This window comes from Brachybacterium sp. GPGPB12 (genome assembly GCF_038396325.1).
GTDB classification, from domain to species: Bacteria; Actinomycetota; Actinomycetes; order Actinomycetales; family Dermabacteraceae; genus Brachybacterium; species Brachybacterium conglomeratum.
Genome location: NZ_CP149573.1, coordinates 117713 through 133464 on the forward strand (window position 1 = coordinate 117713; position 15752 = coordinate 133464).

The following is a 15752-nucleotide window of genomic DNA, read 5'->3' on the forward strand; positions in this document are numbered from 1 at the left end:
GGGAGCACCGCGCCGGGCAGGAAGGAACAGCGCCGATGACCCTCCTCGGAGAGCACCGCGGCCCCGACGACCCGACCGACCCGCAGGGCGACGGAGGGCCCGCCGCCCTCGCCGCGGCCGAGCACCGCACGGGGACCCCCGCCCTGCTCGGGGCATGGCACCCCGACCGCGGCGCGGGAGACCGACGTTTCACCTCGATCGGCGCGGCGCCGCTCGAGAGCGGCGAGGTGCTCGAGGACGTCACGATGGCCTACGAGACCTGGGGGACCCTCGACCGCGACCGCGGCAACGCCGTCCTCGTCCTCCATGCCCTGACCGGCGACTCCCATGTGCGCGGTGCCGCCGGGCCGTCCCATCCGACGCCCGGCTGGTGGGAGGAGATCGTCGGACCCGGGCGGCCGATCGACACCGACCGGTACTTCGTCATCGCCCCCAACGTGCTCGGCGGCTGTCAGGGCGGCACCGGACCGAGCTCCGCCGCTCCCGACGGACGCCCCTACGGCTCCCGCTTCCCGCAGGTGACGATCCGTGACCAGGTCGCGGCCGAGCACCGCCTCGCCGAGGAGCTGGACCTGCCCCGCTGGGCGCTGGTGATCGGCGGCTCGATGGGCGGCATGCGGGCGATCGAATGGGGAGCCACCCACCCCGAGCAGGTCGAGCGCCTCGCCGTGATCGCCTCGTCGGCCCGCGCGAGCGCCGACCAGATCGCCTGGAACAGCGCCCAGGTCGCGGCGATCCGGGTCGACCCCGCCTTCCACGGCGGCGACTACTACCACCTCCCGCCGGAGGAGGGCCCCCACGCCGGGCTCGGCATCGCACGCCGCATCGCCCACACCACCTATCGCACCGCCGACGAGCTCGAGGCGCGCTTCGGCAACCGCTCCCAGGGCCCCGAGAACCCGCTCGACGGCGGCGGCCGGCACCAGGTGACCAGCTACCTCGACCATCACGCGGTCAAGCTCTCCCGCCGCTTCGACGCGAACTCCTATGTCACCCTCGCCCAGTCGATGAGCACCCATGACGTGGGCCGCGACCGCGAGGGCACCGGCGCGGCCCTGCGGCGCGTGCGTGCCCGGACCCTGGTCGTCGCGATCGACTCCGACCGCCTCTTCCCGCCGGAGCTCGTGCGCGAGATCGCCGAGCACGTCCCGGACGCCCGCTGGCGCTGGCGAGCTCGCCGATCGGGCACGACGCCTTCCTGCTGGCCCATCCGGGACTGGAGAAGTGGATCGGCGACCTGCTGGACCACTAAGCTGGCCGTGCCGCGAGCACCGCTGCGCAGGGAGGAGACGTCGCGTGACCATCGTCGTGGGGTACGCCCCGTCCACGCAGGGGAGGGCCGCGCGCGCGCCGGCATCCGCTACGCCGAGCGCACGGGCTCGCCGGCGCTCGTCGCCGCCCATCAGCACGCCGCGCCCGGCGGCCGGAGGGGCCGCCGCGACCGAGGAGGAGGTGCGCGCCGAGCTCGAGGAGCAGGGCGCGGACCTCGAGGGCGTCACGATCCGCCGAGGCCCCGACCGCGAGATCGGCGAGTTCCTGCTCGCCACGATCGAGGACGTCCAGGCCGAGCTCGTGGTGATCGAGGCCGCGCCGCAAGTCGCCGATCGGCAAGCTGAACCTCGGCGCCTCGGCCCGCAGGGTCGTGCTCGGCGCGCCCTGCCCTGTGCTCACCGTCAAGGACCAGGACCCCGCCTGAGCCGCGGCAGGCGCCACCCGGGACGCGCCGGCACGAGGCGCCGATCACGTGCCGTGTAGCCGAGGGCCCTGGACCCTGGGGCGGGAATACCTGCCCCTGAAGAGCGTTACACTGATCAGGCTTGACGGCACCGTGCCTTCGTGCGCCCCTTCCGCGGTACAGACCGGGAACGCGACACGCGGCGCACACCGTGAGCCGCGCCGAGAAGACCGATCGCCCGAGTGCGGCGGACCGCCCGCACCGGGCCGCCGCCGGAAGAAGGAACTCTGTGACCTCCTCCAATACTGCTGAGACCGCCACCGCGGCGAAGAACAGCACCAGCGCCGCGGCCTCGACGACCGACGAGGCCGTCGAGGGCGGCGCCCCCGTGACCGACGAGGGCGGTGCCGCGAAGACCACCACCAAGACGGCCGCGAAGAAGACGGCCGCGAAGAAGGCCGCCCCCTCGAGCCAGGGCGCCTCCGCCAAGCGCACCAGCGCCAAGGCCGCCGCGAAGACCCCCGATCAAGCCGAGGCCCCCGAGGCCGAGGACTCCGCCGAGGAGGCCGAGGCGCCCAAGGCCTCCTCCAGCGACCGCAAGGTCGAGGAGTCCGGCGGCTTCGTGTACAACGCCGCCGAGGACGACGCCCCCGCCCAGCAGGTCGTCACCGCCGGCGCGACCGCCGACCCGGTCAAGGACTACCTCAAGCAGATCGGCAAGGTCGCGCCGCTCAACGCCGCCCAGGAGGTCGAGCTCGCCGAGCGCATCGAGGCCGGCCTCTACGCCGAGCAGAAGCTCAAGGGCGACGAGTCCAATCGCGACAAGAACGGCCGCCTCACCAAGGCCGGCCGCGAGCTGACGATGATCGCGGACGACGGCCGCGCCGCGAAGGACCACCTGCTCGAGGCGAACCTCCGCCTCGTCGTCTCCCTCGCCAAGCGCTACACCGGCCGCGGCATGCTGTTCCTGGACCTCATCCAGGAGGGCAACCTGGGCCTGATCCGCGCGGTCGAGAAGTTCGACTACGCCAAGGGCTACAAGTTCTCCACCTACGCCACCTGGTGGATCCGACAGGCGATCACCCGCGCCATGGCGGACCAGGCCCGCACCATCCGCATCCCGGTGCACATGGTCGAGGTCATCAACAAGCTCGCCCGAGTGCGGCGCCAGATGCTCCAGGACCTGGGCCGCGAGCCCACCCCGGAGGAGCTCGCCAAGGAGCTCGACATGACCCCCGAGAAGGTCGTCGAGGTCCAGAAGTACGGCCGCGAGCCGATCTCCCTGCACACCCCGCTGGGCGAGGACGGCGACAGCGAGTTCGGCGACCTGATCGAGGACTCCGAGGCCGTCGTCCCCGCGGACGCGGTGAGCTTCACCCTCCTGCAGGAGCGGCTCCACTCGGTGCTGGACACCCTCTCCGAGCGCGAGGCCGGCGTGGTTTCCATGCGGTTCGGCCTCGAGGACGGTCAGCCCAAGACGCTCGACGAGATCGGCAAGGTCTACGGCGTCACCCGTGAGCGGATCCGCCAGATCGAGTCCAAGACCATGAGCAAGTCGCGCCACCCCTCGCGCTCCCAGGTGTCGCGCGACTACCTGGACTGATCAGGGCGCACCTCTCATCATCGGGCGGGCCCGGGATCCTTCGTGGATCCCGGGCCCGCCCTCCGTCGGACCACGCAGGAGGAGCCATGTCGCAGCACCGCGGCGCGGCGCCGCACACCGCCGAGCCCGTTCGCGCCGCGCTCGACGACACCGCACCGCTGCCCCTCGAGGTGCACCGCGTCCTGCCCGAGCAGTGGCGTGCGCACCGCGATCTGCGCCTGGACATGCTCGAGGCCGACCCGGACGCCTTCTGGGCCGACCTCGCCGAGGTGCGCTCCCGCACCGAGGAGCAGTGGCGGGAGGAGATCGCCGGGCCCCGGATCCACCTCCAGGCCCGCGCCGACGAGACGGTGCTCGGCGGGATCGCCCTCTTTGCCCGAGGGCTACACGCCGGAGCACCCGATCCCCGAGGACCGCTCGCACATCGTCTCGCTCTGGGTGCGGCCGGTCGCACGGGGCCGCGGCATCTCCACGCTTGCTCCTGCGCGGCGTCGCGGAGCTCGCGATCTCGATCGGCCGGCCCCAGCTGAGCCTCGACGTCGACGACACCAACACCTCCGCACGGGCCGTCTACGAGCGCCTCGGCTTCCGCGCGACCGGCCAGCGCGAGCCGCGCGAGGGCCGCGACAGCGCCTGGATCGAGTACGTGCTCGGCGCGGAGGAGTCGCTGCGCGGCTGAGGCGCGGCCCCCCGCCGCGGACACGACGAAGGGTGCCCGCCATGATGGCGGGCACCCTTCGTGGAAGCGGGGAGGAGGAGTCGATCAGTCTCGTACTCGTCCGACTGATCTCCTGCCGCTCGTTCCTCGCAGCACGTCGATCAGTCTCGTGCTCGTCCGACTGATCTCCTGCCGCTCGTTCCTCGCAGCACGTCGATCAGTCCTCGACAGGCTCCGGCTTGAGGTGGAGCCGCTCGGTCTCGTCGATGACCTCGGAGGCGATGCCCTTCAGGGCGTCCTCGTGGGCGCGGGCGTGGTGGGCGCAGAACATGAGCTCGCCGCCCGCCTCGAGCGACACCTTGACGTACGCCTGGGCGCCGCAGCGGTCGCAGCGGTCGTGGGCAGTGAGCCGGGGGGCTTCAAGAGTGAGGTTCATGAGCTCATTTGTAGCACCGACCCGGACGCCGACGGGAGCGTCCACAGCCCTGGTTCGCCAGGGGCGCAAAGCCCTGTGAGCCGGACCGCGCCGCCGCGCTCCGCGAGCGGCGGTCAGCGCGCTGTTCGCGGCGTCGTTCGTCGTAGGATCCGGAGAGTGTCCACCACCACCGCCGCGAAGAAGTCCGCCTACGACGCCCGCAACCTCCAGGTCCTCGAGGGCCTCGAGGCCGTGCGCAAGCGTCCCGGCATGTACATCGGCTCCACCGACTCCCGGGGCCTCATGCACTGCCTCTGGGAGATCCTCGACAACGCCGTCGACGAGGCGCTCGGCGGATACGGCGAGTCGATCGCAGTGATCCTCCACCCCGACCACTCCGTCGAGGTGCGCGACACCGGCCGCGGCGTCCCGGTGGACGTCGAGCCCCGCACCGGCCTCACCGGCGTCGAGGTCGTCTACACCAAGCTCCACGCGGGCGGGAAGTTCGGCGGCGGCTCCTACGCCGCCTCCGGCGGTCTGCACGGCGTCGGCGCGAGCGTCGTCAACGCGCTCTCGGCCCGCCTCGACGTGGAGGTGGACCGCGGCGGGAAGACCTACGCGATGAGCTTCCAGCGCGGCGTGCCCGGCGTCTTCGCCGACGAGGGCGAGCCCTCGCCGGAGTCCGGGTTCACCCCGGCCGACGGCCCCGGCGAGCGCGCGTGGTCGGCAAGACCAAGCGCGGCGTGACCGGCACCCGCGTGCGCTACTGGGCAGATCCGCAGATCTTCGTCAAGGGCTCCCACTTCTCCCTGGACGACCTCACCCGCCGCTCCCGGCAGACCGCCTTCCTCGTCCCGGGCCTGCGGCTCTCGGTCACCGACCACCGGCCCGAGGCGAACCCCGATCAGCCCGCCACCCGCACCTTCAAATACGACGGCGGCATCAGCGAGTTCGTCGAGTACCTCGCCCAGGACCAGAGGATCACCGACGTGATCCGGCTCCAGGGCTCGGGCGACTACACCGAGACGATCCCGGTCCTCGACAAGAACGGGCACATGGTCTCCACCGACGTCGCGCGCACCTGCGAGGTCGACATCGCCCTGCGCTGGGGCTCCGACTTCGACTCGACGTCGCGCTCCTTCGTGAACATCGTGGCGACCCCCAAGGGCGGCACGCACGTCACCGGCTTCGAGCAGGCGCTGGTCAAGACGATGCGCAAGCAGGTCGAGAACCAGGCCCGCCGCGTGAAGTTCAACGCGAAGAACGAGAAGATCGAGAAGGACGACACGCTCGCCGGCCTCACCGCCGTGGTGAGCGTCCGCATCGACGAGCCGCAGTTCGAGGGCCAGACGAAGGAGGTCCTCGGCACCCCCGCGATCCGCCAGATCGTCGCGAAGGTCGTCGAGGACCGCCTCACCGACTTCCTCACCTCCACGAAGAAGGGGGAGAAGGAGCAGGCGGCGCTCGTCGTCGACAAGGTCGTCTCCGAGATGCGGGCGCGCATCGCGGCGCGCATGCACAAGGAGGTCTCGCGGCGCAAGAACGCGCTGGAGTCCTCCACGATGCCCACCAAGCTCGCGGACTGCCGCACCCACGACGTCGACCGCTCCGAGCTGTTCATCGTCGAGGGCGACAGCGCGCTCGGCACGGCGAAGAACGCCCGCTCCTCCGAGTTCCAGGCGCTGCTGCCCATCCGCGGCAAGATCCTCAACGTGCAGAAGGCGTCCATCACGGACATGCTCAAGAACGCCGAGTGCGCGAACATCATCCAGGTGATCGGCGCCGGCTCCGGGCGCACCTTCGACCTCGAGGCCGCCCGCTACGGCAAGATCATCATGATGACCGACGCCGACGTGGACGGCGCCCACATCCGCACCCTGCTCGCTGACCCTCTTCCACCGCTACATGCGCCCCCTGGTCGAGGCGGGCCGCGTCTACGCGGCCGTGCCGCCCCTGCACCGGGTCGAGATCATCCACGGCGGCTCGAAGAAGAACGAGCTGGTCTACACCTACTCCGAGGCCGAGCCGCACAAGCCGCTGAAGAACCTCGAGCGCCGCGGCAAGAAGTTCAAGGAGCCGATCCAGCGCTACAAGGGCCTGGGCGAGATGGACGCCGATCAGCTCGCGGACACCACCATGGACCCGCGCCACCGCATCGCGCGGCGAGTGCGGATCGAGGACGCCGAGGCCGCCAGCTCCGTGTTCGAGCCGCTGATGGGCTCCGAGGTCGCGCCGCGCAAGCAGTTCATCATCGAGGGAGCCGAAGAGCTCGACCTGGAGAGGATCGACGCATGAGTGTCGCCGTCCGTGTGATCCCGTGCCTGGACGTCGACGCGGGCCGCGTCGTCAAGGGCGTGAACTTCAAGGACCTGCGGGACGCCGGGGACCCGGTCGAGCTCGCGGCGCGCTACGGTGCCGACGGCGCCGACGAGCTCACCTTCCTCGACGTCACCGCCTCCTCCGGCGGCCGGGAGACGATGATCGAGGTCGTGCGCCGCACTGCCGAGCAGGTTTTCATCCCGCTGACCGTCGGCGGCGGGGTCCGCTCCGCCGAGGACGTCGACCAGCCGCTGCGCGCCGGCGCCGACAAATGCGGCGTGAACACCGCCGCGATCTCCCGTCCAGGCGTGATCTCCGAGATCTCCCGCCGGTTCGGGAACCAGGTGCTGGTCCTCTCGATCGACGCCCGTCGCGTCACCGACGAGACCCCCGAAGGCACCGCCCGCACAGGCTCAGGCATCGAGGTCACCACGCACGGCGGACGTCGCGGCACCGGCATCGACGCGATCGAGTGGATCCGTGAGGTCACCGAGCGCGGCGCGGGGGAGATCCTGCTGAACTCGATGGACGCCGACGGCACCAAGGACGGATTCGACCTCGAGCTGATCACCCTCGCTCGCGAGGCGACGAGCCTGCCGCTGATCGCCTCCGGCGGCGCCGGACGGCCCGAGCACTTCGCCCCCGCCGTCCACGCCGGGGCGGACGCCGTGCTCGCCGCGAGCGTTTTCCACTTCCAGGAGATGACGATCGGCGAGGCGAAGGCCGCGATGGCGGCCGACGGCATCACCGTGCGGTGAGCGCCCCGCTGTCCGTCGCCCCGCGGAGCGTCGGGACCGGGCGCGCTCGGGGTCAGCGCCTGGTCGTCGGCGCGCTCGTCGCGGCGCTCGTCTTGCTGCTCGGTGCCGGCTGGTCTGCTCTGGGACAACCGTCGCCTCGTGGTCACCGAGCAGGCGGTCGAGGTCGCCGCGATCCCGGAGGGCGGGTCGCGCATCGCGCACGTCTCCGACCTGCACGCCGCCGACCACGGCGACTTCCTGGACCGGCTCGCCGCCGAGATCGAGCGGCGGGACGTCGATCTCGTCGCGCTCACCGGCGACCTGATCGACATGCGCACCACCGATCTCGGCTCCGTCCTGGACCTCGCCGAGCACCTCAGCGCCGTCGCCCCCACCTTCTTCGTGCTCGGCAACCACGAGGGCGACTCCGCCCTGCGCGAGGAGCCGCTGGCGGGGCTCGAGGACGCCGGGGTGAGGATCCTGCGCGACGAGGTGACGAGCCTCGAGATCCGCGGCACCGAGGTGACGGTCGCGGGGCTCGAGGACCGACGGGTCGCCGTGGTCGACGGACGGACCCCGGCCCAGCCCGCCGCGGTGCTGGACCGGCTCGCGCTCGAGTCCGCACCGGGCCCGACGGTGTCGCTCGCCCATCGCCCCGAGTTCCTCGCCCAGTACGCCGATCACGGCGCGGACGTCGTCCTCTCGGGGCATGCGCACGGCGGGCAGGTGCGGGCGCCGCTGGTCGGGCCGCTCTTCGCCCCGCACCAGGGATGGCTCCCGGCGCTCACCGAGGGCGTGCACCGCCAGGGGGACACCGCCATAGTGATCAGCCGCGGGCTCGGCAACAGCGTCGTCGGCGTGCGGGTGAACAACCCGCGCGAGCTCGTCGTCGTCGATCTCGTGCAGGAGTCCCCGCAGGGCTCCCGACGCGGGGAGGAGCCGTGCTCAGCCCTCGATGCGGTAGGTGACGCCGAGGCGGTGGGAGGCGCCGGGCTCGAGCGCGACGAAGCCGTCCTTGGCGACGGCGGGCTCTAGGCAGACGAAGCGGGGCCAGTCCGCATCGGGGATGTCCGCCATCCCCGTCACCAGGGTGTCCCAGGGGTTCCACACCACGGTGCGGGAGGTGCCGCGCGGGGTGGAGACGAGACGTCGGCCGAGCACCGGGTCCACGACGGTCACCTCGCCGGTCGCCTCGGTGATGCGGTCGGTGGAGGCGGTCAGGCGCGGCGGCTCCTCGGGCAGGACGTCCGCGGCGAGGTCCCGCGTGTTGTCGAGGTAGGCGGCGCCCTCGAGGCCGAGGATCTCGATCTCGCGCACGTCGCCGACGGCGAGATAGGTGTGCGGCGCCGCCTCGAGCTCGACCGGGCGCGAGCCGGCGGTCAGGGTGAGGTCCACGTCCAGCGCGCGCCGAGGCGGAAGACGGCCTCGCCGCGCAGTGCGACCGCGTCCTCGGGGGTGACGAGGGTGATCTCGACGTCGTCGCGCTCGCGGCGGGCGGAGGCGAGCTCCCAGCGGATGTTCCGCGACCAGCCGTGCTTGACCGTGCGGGCGAGATCGCGGCCGGGCCCGAACCAGGGGCCGACCAGGGGCACGCCGCCGCGGACGGCGACGCCGGGCCCGAACTCGGAGCTCGGGCTCATCCACAGCAGGTCCTGCCCGCCGGCGGGGGCCCAGCTGGTCAGGTGCGCGCCGTCGAGCAGGAGCACGCCGGTCGCTGCGGGGGTGTCGACCAGGACGGCATCGACGCCGTGCGCGGTGCCGAGGGAGACGCCCTCGGGGAGCGGGACGGCGGCGCCGCGGGCGGCGGCGGCCGCGGGGTCCTGGACGGCGGGGGACCGGGGATCGGTGCTCATGGGCCTATCGTCCCACGCCCTCAGGAGGAGACGCCGGGCTCGCTCGTCCTCGGGGCCGGCCGTCACGGCAGGACCCTCCTGCGGGGGACCCGCGGCCGCGGCCCCGGCGCCGTCCTCGGGCAGGCCCTCCGCGGCGGCCGAGACCGTGCGGATGAGCGAAGAGCGACCAGACGAACACGATCACCGCCGCCCCCATCTCGAAAGCCGTGAAGTTCAGGTAGCCCACCCCGGCGTAGAGCACGACCACCATCATCAGCAGGGCGAAGGCGCCGGCGGTGAAGCCGATCAGGGCCCCGGGCAGGCGGCGCAGCGAGCACCGGCGAGCACCAGCGGCGTCAGCGCGAACACCACCACCAGCGACTGGGCGAGGACGTCGTGCCAGAGCACGCTCACGCTCCGCGAGACCAGCGCGACGAGCACGCCGACGAGGGTGAGCATCACCCGCACCGCGGTCACCGCGCGATGGTCCTCGCCCGTGGCGCGGGCCCACCGGTCGAGGTCGTGCGCGATGAACTCCACCACCGTCAGCAGGGCGATGCCCGTCAGCAGCAGGGTGAGGTTGAAGATCGTGCTGGAGGCCCCGGTCCCCTCGCCGAGCTCGGAGAAGTAGCGCTCCCACCAGTACGGGTCCGGGGCGCTCAGCGCGCTGGCGAGCACGCCGACGGTGAGGAAGGCGGCCAGCGGCGTCGCGAGCGAGCGTCCGGTCAGCGCCGTCAGCGAGGAGGAGGCGATGTAGGCGGCGCCGCCGCTGGCGGCCGCGACCCAGAAGGTGCCGGCGAAGCGGTCCAGCGCCACGCCCTGGAAGGCCTGCTGGAACACCGCGAACAGCGCGCCGGTGAGGAACAGGCCCAGCAGGCCGTGGATGAGCGAGAGCCCCACCACGTCCAGGGCGCGCCGCCAGAGCGGCCGGGAGCCGAACCAGGGCATCGTGCGCACCCGGTCCGTGACGAGCACCAGCACCGAGGTCGCGGTCCCGCGACCGGCCACGGAGAGGGCCGCGACCTGGCCGATCGATCCGGTCCCCGACAGCGCCGCGGTGCCCCGCAGCGCGCTCAGACCCACCACGAGGCCGACGGCCGCGCCGGCGACCCCGATCGTGGCATGCGCGTTCTCGGCGCGGGTCGCCCCGGTCGCCCGGTGCGCGGCGGGGGTCGGCAACGGATCAGCCGACCGCGGCGATCGGCACCGGGACGGGGGTGCCGGAGCCGTCGCGTCGACCGGTGGGCTCGGGAAGGTCGATCGGCTGGCCCGCCTCGGAGGAGGCGCGGGCCGGATGCGGCACCACCCATGCGCCGATGAGGGAGTCCTCGCCGCGCAGGAAGCGATGGCGGCGCATGCCGGCGGTGGAGCGGCCCTTCGCCGGGAACTCCGTCAGCGAGGAGACCTTGAGCGAGCCGGTCTGCAGCAGCGGCGCGCGTCGACGAGTCGCCCGCGACGGTGACGACGTCCGCGGGCGCCGTCACGTCGATCACGCCGAAGGACAGCACCTGCGCATCGCCCGCGAGCTTGATCCCGGCCACGCCGCCCGCGCCGCGGCCCTGGGGGCGCACGCCGGAGGAGGGGAAGTGCAGCAGCTGTGCGTCGGTCGTGACGAAGACGAGGTCGAGGTCCGCGTCGTCCTCGAGGTCCACGACGCCGACGACGGCGTCGCCGTCCTTCAGCGAGATGATCTCGAAGCCGTCGGTGCGGGGGAAGTCGAGCTGGACCCGCTTGACCACGCCCTGGCGGGTGCCCAGCGCGATCGCGCCGCCGCGGGCGATGTCCGCCTCGGCCAGGCGGATCAGCCCCAGCGGGCGCTCGTCCCGCTCGAGCTCCAGCAGGTCGACCAGTCGCGTGCCGCCGGCGAGGGAGGGCGCCGAGGCGGTCGGGGCGAGGTTCGGCAGGTCCACGACGGACAGGCGGCGCACCCGGCCGCGATCGGTCACGACGCCCACCTCGGCGCGGGTGGTCTTGCGCACCGAGGAGACGATCACGTCGTGCGCGCCTCGCGGGCCCTCCCGCAGCAGCGGCCCCTCCCCGGAGACTCGGGCGATCAGCCCCGTGCCGGTCAGGTGCACGCCGCAGGGCTCGTCGGCGACCTCGAGGGAGGCGCCCGCCTTCGGCGCCGGGGCGGAGGCGGACTCGAGCGACACCGTGCGGCGCGCGTCTCCGTGCTCGGCCGCGACGGCGGCCAGCTCGTCGGAGACCAGGCGGCGCAGGACCTCCTCGGAGCCCAGGATCTCTTCGAGACGCTCGATCTCGGCCCGCGGCTCGTCCCGCTCCGCCTCGAGGTCGATCTGCGAGAACTTCGTCAGGCGGCGCAGGCGCGGCTCGAGGATGTACTCGGCCTGCACCTGGGTGAGGTCGAAGACCTGCATCAGGCGGGTGCGGGCGGTCTCCGCGTCGTCGCTCTGGCGCACGATCTGGATGACCTCGTCGATGTCGAGGATCGCCAGCAGCAGGCCCTCGACCAGGTGCAGGCGCGCCCTGCGCTTGCCGAGGCGGTGCTCGGTGCGGCGCCGCACCACGGCCAGGCGGTGGGCGACGAACACCTCCAGCGGCTGCTTGAGGCCCATCGTGCGGGGCCGCCCGTCGACCAGGGCGACGTTGTTGATGCCGAAGGACTCCTCCAGCGGGGTGAAGCGGTAGAGTCGCTCGAGCACCGCCTCGGGCTCGAAGCCGGACTTCACCGTGAGCACGAGCCGCATGCCGTGGTGGCGGTCGGTGAGGTCCTGGTAGTCGGTGATGCCGGTGACCTTCTTGGACTGCACCGCGTCGCGCGACTTCTCGGCGAGGCGCTCGGGACCGACCTGGTACGGCGACTCGGTGACGACGATGCCCTTGCGGCGCGAGGTGACGTTCTCGATCCGGGTGGTGGCCCGCATCTTGAAGGAGCCGCGACCGGTGCGGTAGGCGTCCCGGACCCCGTCCAGGCCCACGATCCGACCGCCCGTCGGCAGATCCGGGCCGGGCACGAAGCGCATCAGCTCCTCGAGATCCGTCTCCGGGTTCTCGATGAGATGGCGGGCCGCGGCGATCGTCTCGACCAGGTTGTGCGGCGCCATGTTCGTGGCCATGCCGACCGCGATGCCGGAAGCGCCGTTGACCAGGAGGTTCGGGTACTGCGCGGGGAGCATCTCGGGCTGGGTGAGCTGGTTGTCGTAGTTGGGCACCATGTCCACGACGTCCTCGTCCAGCGAGTCCGTCATGAGCGGCGCGGCCTTCGCCAGGCGCGCCTCGGTGTATCGGGCCGCCGCCGGGCCGTTGTCCAGGGAGCCGAAGTTGCCGTGCCCGTCCACCAGCGGCAGGCGCATGTTGAAGCCCTGCGCCATGCGCACCAGCGCGTCGTAGATCGCGGTGTCGCCATGGGGGTGGAGCTTGCCCATCACCTCGCCGACCACGCGCTGGCTCTTGACGTGGCCCTTCTCGGGCCGCAGACCCATCTCCGCCATCATGTAGAGGATACGGCGCTGGACGGGCTTGAGGCCGTCGCGGGCATCGGGCGGCGCCCGGGAGTAGATCACGGAGTAGGCGTACTCGAGGAACGAGGACTCCATCTCGCTGGTGACGTCGATGTCGACGATGGTCTCGTCGACGGCGTCGTCCCCAGCGGGCGGTGCGGTGTCGCGTGATCGGGCCATGGAGGACATCATGGCGCATGACCGGCCATGATCCTGGGATCCCGTGCGCCCGACGGGACGTGAATCCCGTCAACACCCGCCGCCGCCGGACTAGGATCGAGCCATGGCGGACAGACGCGACGGCCTGCGGTCCCTGCGACGACGTGCCCGGGGCGGCGGCGGCGCCGGCCCGGCGTATCCCGCGCACTGGGAGGCGGACATCGCCCTGCGCGACGGCTCGGCGGCGCACCTGCGCCCGATCCTGCCCGAGGACGCCGAGGCGCTCCAGGCCTTCCACCAGCGCCAGTCCGAGCACTCGCGGTACCTGCGGTTCTTCGCGCCGATGCCGCGGCTGTCCGAGCGGGACCTGACCCGCTTCACCACCGTGGACCATCGCGACCGGGTCGCCTTCGTCGTGCTCGTGGGAAAGGACATCGTCGCCGTCGGCCGCTACGACCGGACCTCCCCGCGCTCGGCGGAGGTCGCCTTCAACGTCGCCGACTCCCGACAGGGCTCCGGACTGGGGTCCGTCTTCGCTCGAGCACCTCGCGGCCGCCGCGCGGGAGCAGGGCATCGACGTGTTCACCGCCGAGGTGCTCCCGCAGAACACGAAGATGATCAAGGTCTTCACCGAGGCGGGATTCGACGTCGACCGCACCCTCGACGACGGGGTGGTCATGGTGTCCTTCCGGATCGACCCCACCGCCCGGTCCCTCGCGGTGATGGCGGAGCGAGAACACCGCGCCGAGGCGCGCGCCATGGAGCGGTCGCTCCACCCCGAGTCCGTGCTCCTGGTGGGGGTCTCCTCCCACCGCGATTCGGTCGGCGGCCGCTTCCTCACCGCGCTGGAGGGATCCGGCTACCCGGGAACCGTCCACCTCGTCTCCCGCGAGGCGCTCGAGCGCGGGGCCGACGCGCCTGGGCGCGGATCTCCGAGGTCCCCGGACCCGTCGACCTCGCCGTGATCGCGCCGCGCCCCGAGGCCTGCCTCGACGCGGTCGAGGAGTGCGCCGAGATCGGGGTGCACAGCGTCGTGATCCCCACCGAGGGATTCGCCGACAGCGAGCACGGCCGGAGCCTCCAGCGCGAGCTGGTGGCGCGGATCCGACGCCACGGCATGCGGTCGCTGGGACCGGGATCCCTCGGCATGCGCGCACCGGCGACTCGCCGCTCAACCTCTCCCTCGCCCCGCACATGCCGCGCGCGGGGCGGGCCGCGCTCGCCGGGCAGTCCAGCGCGCTCTCCGCGATGCTCCTGGCCGGCACCGATGCCCGCGGGATCGGCCTGCACGAGTTCGTGGGCGTGGGCAACCGCGCCGACGTCTCCCTCAACGACACCCTCCAGCACTGGGAGGACGACGAGGAGGTGGGCGTGATCGGGCTGGCCATGGAGTCGATGGGCAACCCGCGCAAGTTCACCCGGATCGCCCGGCGCCTGACCCGCCGCACCCCGCTGATCGTCTCGCGCCCGCCCGGCAGCGAGTCCCATCTGCCGCCCGGCCACGACGTGCGCCGCTCGACGCCGCCTCGGCGCGCCCTGGACCAGGTGCTCGACTCCGCCGGGGTCGTGCAGACCGGGGGAGTCGACCACCTCCTGGACGTCGTCGACGGCATCGAGCGCCAGGGCCTCCCGCTCGGGCCGCGGGTCGGGATCCTCTCCAACACGGCGGCGCTCGGCGCGTCGCTGCGCGGCGCCGCGGACGGCGCCGGGTCGCGCATCGTGGCCGAGAACCGCTCCGTCCCCCTCTCGCCGGACCCGCGTCAGATCCAGCGCGCCTTCACCACGATGGCGGCGCTGGGCGAGGTGGACCTCGTGATCGCCGGAATGCTCGACGCGCAGGGCGAGGACGCCGAGGAGGTCTCGCGCCAGATGGCGATCGTCGCCCGCCACTCCGAGGTGGTGCCGCTGGTGTGCGTGGTCACCGGCAGCGACCGCTTCGACGCGGCGCGCGGCCGGGTGCGCGTCGACCCGCGGCTCCCGCCGGTGCACGCCACCCCCTTCGCCGTCGTCCGCGCCGCCTCCGGCCTGCTCGAGGCGACGCTGCGACCCGCGGCCGACGACGAGGAGCCGGCCCGGCGCGAGGACGTGGACCGCGCCGCGGCGCGGGAGATCGCCGAGCGGCTCCTGAGGGACCACCCCGGCGCGGGGAGCCCGTCGGACCCCGGGGACCGCACCGGCGCCGAGGTCGAGATCGAGGTCGGGGGAGAGGACGTCGCCGCGCCGCTGGCCGCCTACGGCATCGAGTCGCTGCAGGGCCGACGCGTCGCCGACGAGGACGAGGCGCTCGCCCGCGCCGCCGAGATCGGATATCCCGTCGCGCTGAAGAGCACCGATCCCGTGTCGCGCCATCGTGCGGACCTCGGCGGGGTGCGCCTGGGGATCCCCGACGCCGTCCAGCCGCGCCATGCGGTGCAGGCCATGCGCAAGGACCTCTCCTACTCCTCCGCGCCGCTCGAGGTGCAGGCGATGGCGCCGGCCGGGGTGCCGATGGTGGTGCGCGCGTCGAGGACCCCTCCCTGGGGCCGGTGCTCTCCCTGTCCGTGGCGGGGGACGCGACCGACCTCCTGGACGACATCGCCTATGCGATCCCGCCCTTCAGCGAGGCCGGTGCGCACCGGCTCGTCGACGCCCCCGCCAGCGCCGTGAAGCTCCGCGGCGCCCGGGGGGCGCCGCCCGCGGACCGCGACGCGCTCGCCGACCTGGTGGTGCGGGTGGGCCTCCTCGCCGAGGACCTGCCCGAGCTCGCCTTCCTCGAGCTGTACCCGGTGCTGGTCGCCCAGCACGGCCTCACCGTGGTCGGGGCAGGAGCACGGCTCGCCCCCGCGCCGAACCGCACCGACGGTGCGCGTCGCACGCTGTCCGGACCGCCCGGTGCCTGAGGATCGTCCGGCGT

At 72.9% G+C, this 15752-nt stretch carries 12 protein-coding genes and 5 pseudogenes; 11 read left to right on the forward strand and 6 right to left on the reverse strand.

All coding sequences use genetic code 11. From position 1 onward, the window contains the following. Nucleotides 1–35: 35 nt before the first annotated feature. From WKH84_RS00630 to WKH84_RS00650, 5 genes and pseudogenes are all read left to right on the forward strand, one after another. A pseudogene (locus tag WKH84_RS00630) lies at nucleotides 36–1252 on the forward strand (homoserine O-acetyltransferase). A gap of 44 nt (nucleotides 1253–1296) precedes the next feature. Beyond that, nucleotides 1297–1755: a hypothetical protein gene (locus WKH84_RS00635; RefSeq protein WP_341855305.1), complete on the forward strand. Its 459-nt coding sequence runs from the start codon at nucleotides 1297–1299 to the stop codon at nucleotides 1753–1755. A gap of 131 nt (nucleotides 1756–1886) precedes the next feature. Further along, the gene (locus WKH84_RS00640; protein WP_341855306.1) at nucleotides 1887–3278 is read left to right on the forward strand and encodes an RNA polymerase sigma factor; all 1392 of its coding nucleotides are present in this window, start codon (nucleotides 1887–1889) and stop codon (nucleotides 3276–3278) included. 86 nt (nucleotides 3279–3364) lie between these two features. Then, complete coding sequence (locus WKH84_RS00645) at nucleotides 3365–3808, forward strand: hypothetical protein (protein WP_341855307.1); 444 nt, start codon at nucleotides 3365–3367, stop codon at nucleotides 3806–3808. Next, nucleotides 3754–3957: a hypothetical protein gene (locus WKH84_RS00650; protein ID WP_341855308.1), complete on the forward strand. Its 204-nt coding sequence runs from the start codon at nucleotides 3754–3756 to the stop codon at nucleotides 3955–3957. Before WKH84_RS00645 ends, WKH84_RS00650 begins: the two co-directional genes overlap by 55 nt. Before the next feature lie 196 nt (nucleotides 3958–4153). Here WKH84_RS00650 and WKH84_RS00655 read toward each other — a convergent pair whose 3' ends face one another. Further along, nucleotides 4154–4372, reverse strand: coding sequence for a hypothetical protein (locus WKH84_RS00655; RefSeq protein ID WP_341855309.1), 219 nt, complete (start codon nucleotides 4370–4372; stop codon nucleotides 4154–4156). 249 nt (nucleotides 4373–4621) lie between these two features. Between WKH84_RS00655 and WKH84_RS00660 the strand changes: the two are divergent. The 3 genes and pseudogenes from WKH84_RS00660 (at nucleotide 4622) to WKH84_RS00670 (ending at nucleotide 8442) form a co-directional block, all read left to right on the forward strand. Next, a pseudogene (locus WKH84_RS00660) lies at nucleotides 4622–6646 on the forward strand (DNA topoisomerase IV subunit B). Between the two features lie 23 nt (nucleotides 6647–6669). Beyond that, nucleotides 6670–7428: pseudogene (gene hisF / locus WKH84_RS00665) on the forward strand (imidazole glycerol phosphate synthase subunit HisF); the annotation flags it as partial. A gap of 102 nt (nucleotides 7429–7530) precedes the next feature. Then, nucleotides 7531–8442: a metallophosphoesterase gene (locus WKH84_RS00670; protein ID WP_341855310.1), complete on the forward strand. Its 912-nt coding sequence runs from the start codon at nucleotides 7531–7533 to the stop codon at nucleotides 8440–8442. On the opposite strand, the gene WKH84_RS00675 is transcribed toward WKH84_RS00670, so the two are convergent. From WKH84_RS00675 to WKH84_RS00695, 5 genes and pseudogenes are all read right to left on the reverse strand, one after another. After that, nucleotides 8353–8802: a hypothetical protein gene (locus WKH84_RS00675; RefSeq protein ID WP_341855311.1), complete on the reverse strand. Its 450-nt coding sequence runs from the start codon at nucleotides 8800–8802 to the stop codon at nucleotides 8353–8355. The genes WKH84_RS00670 and WKH84_RS00675 overlap by 90 nt on opposite strands. After that, entirely contained in the window at nucleotides 8787–9260 is a 474-nt protein-coding gene (locus WKH84_RS00680) for a hypothetical protein (protein WP_341855312.1), read from the reverse strand. Before WKH84_RS00680 ends, WKH84_RS00675 begins: the two co-directional genes overlap by 16 nt. 4 nt (nucleotides 9261–9264) lie before the next feature. Next, entirely contained in the window at nucleotides 9265–9513 is a 249-nt protein-coding gene (locus WKH84_RS00685) for a hypothetical protein (protein WP_341855313.1), read from the reverse strand. A 32-nt stretch (nucleotides 9514–9545) separates the two neighbouring features. Continuing rightward, the gene (locus tag WKH84_RS00690; RefSeq protein ID WP_341855314.1) at nucleotides 9546–10418 is read right to left on the reverse strand and encodes a hypothetical protein; all 873 of its coding nucleotides are present in this window, start codon (nucleotides 10416–10418) and stop codon (nucleotides 9546–9548) included. A 4-nt stretch (nucleotides 10419–10422) separates the two neighbouring features. Continuing rightward, a pseudogene (locus tag WKH84_RS00695) lies at nucleotides 10423–12880 on the reverse strand (DNA topoisomerase IV subunit A). A 557-nt stretch (nucleotides 12881–13437) separates the two neighbouring features. Between WKH84_RS00695 and WKH84_RS00700 the strand changes: the two are divergent. From WKH84_RS00700 to WKH84_RS00710, 3 genes and pseudogenes are all read left to right on the forward strand, one after another. Further along, entirely contained in the window at nucleotides 13438–13824 is a 387-nt protein-coding gene (locus WKH84_RS00700) for a hypothetical protein (protein ID WP_341857058.1), read from the forward strand. After that, nucleotides 13788–14234, forward strand: coding sequence for a CoA-binding protein (locus WKH84_RS00705; protein ID WP_341856723.1), 447 nt, complete (start codon nucleotides 13788–13790; stop codon nucleotides 14232–14234). Before WKH84_RS00700 ends, WKH84_RS00705 begins: the two co-directional genes overlap by 37 nt. Next, nucleotides 14123–15738 (forward strand): annotated as a pseudogene (locus WKH84_RS00710) (acetate--CoA ligase family protein); the annotation flags it as partial. The gene WKH84_RS00705 and the pseudogene WKH84_RS00710, both read left to right, overlap by 112 nt. Nucleotides 15739–15752: the final 14 nt, after the last annotated feature.

Bases quoted from the DNA above. Each gene is read 5' to 3' on its own strand.
- WKH84_RS00645 (WP_341855307.1), top strand. From the start codon at position 3,365: ATGTCGCAGCACCGCGGCGCGGCGCCGCACACCGCCGAGCCCGTTCGC.
- WKH84_RS00685 (WP_341855313.1), bottom strand. From the start codon at position 9,513: ATGATGGTGGTCGTGCTCTACGCCGGGGTGGGCTACCTGAACTTCACG.
- WKH84_RS00680 (WP_341855312.1), bottom strand. From the start codon at position 9,260: ATGAGCACCGATCCCCGGTCCCCCGCCGTCCAGGACCCCGCGGCCGCC.
- WKH84_RS00655 (WP_341855309.1), bottom strand. From the start codon at position 4,372: ATGAACCTCACTCTTGAAGCCCCCCGGCTCACTGCCCACGACCGCTGC.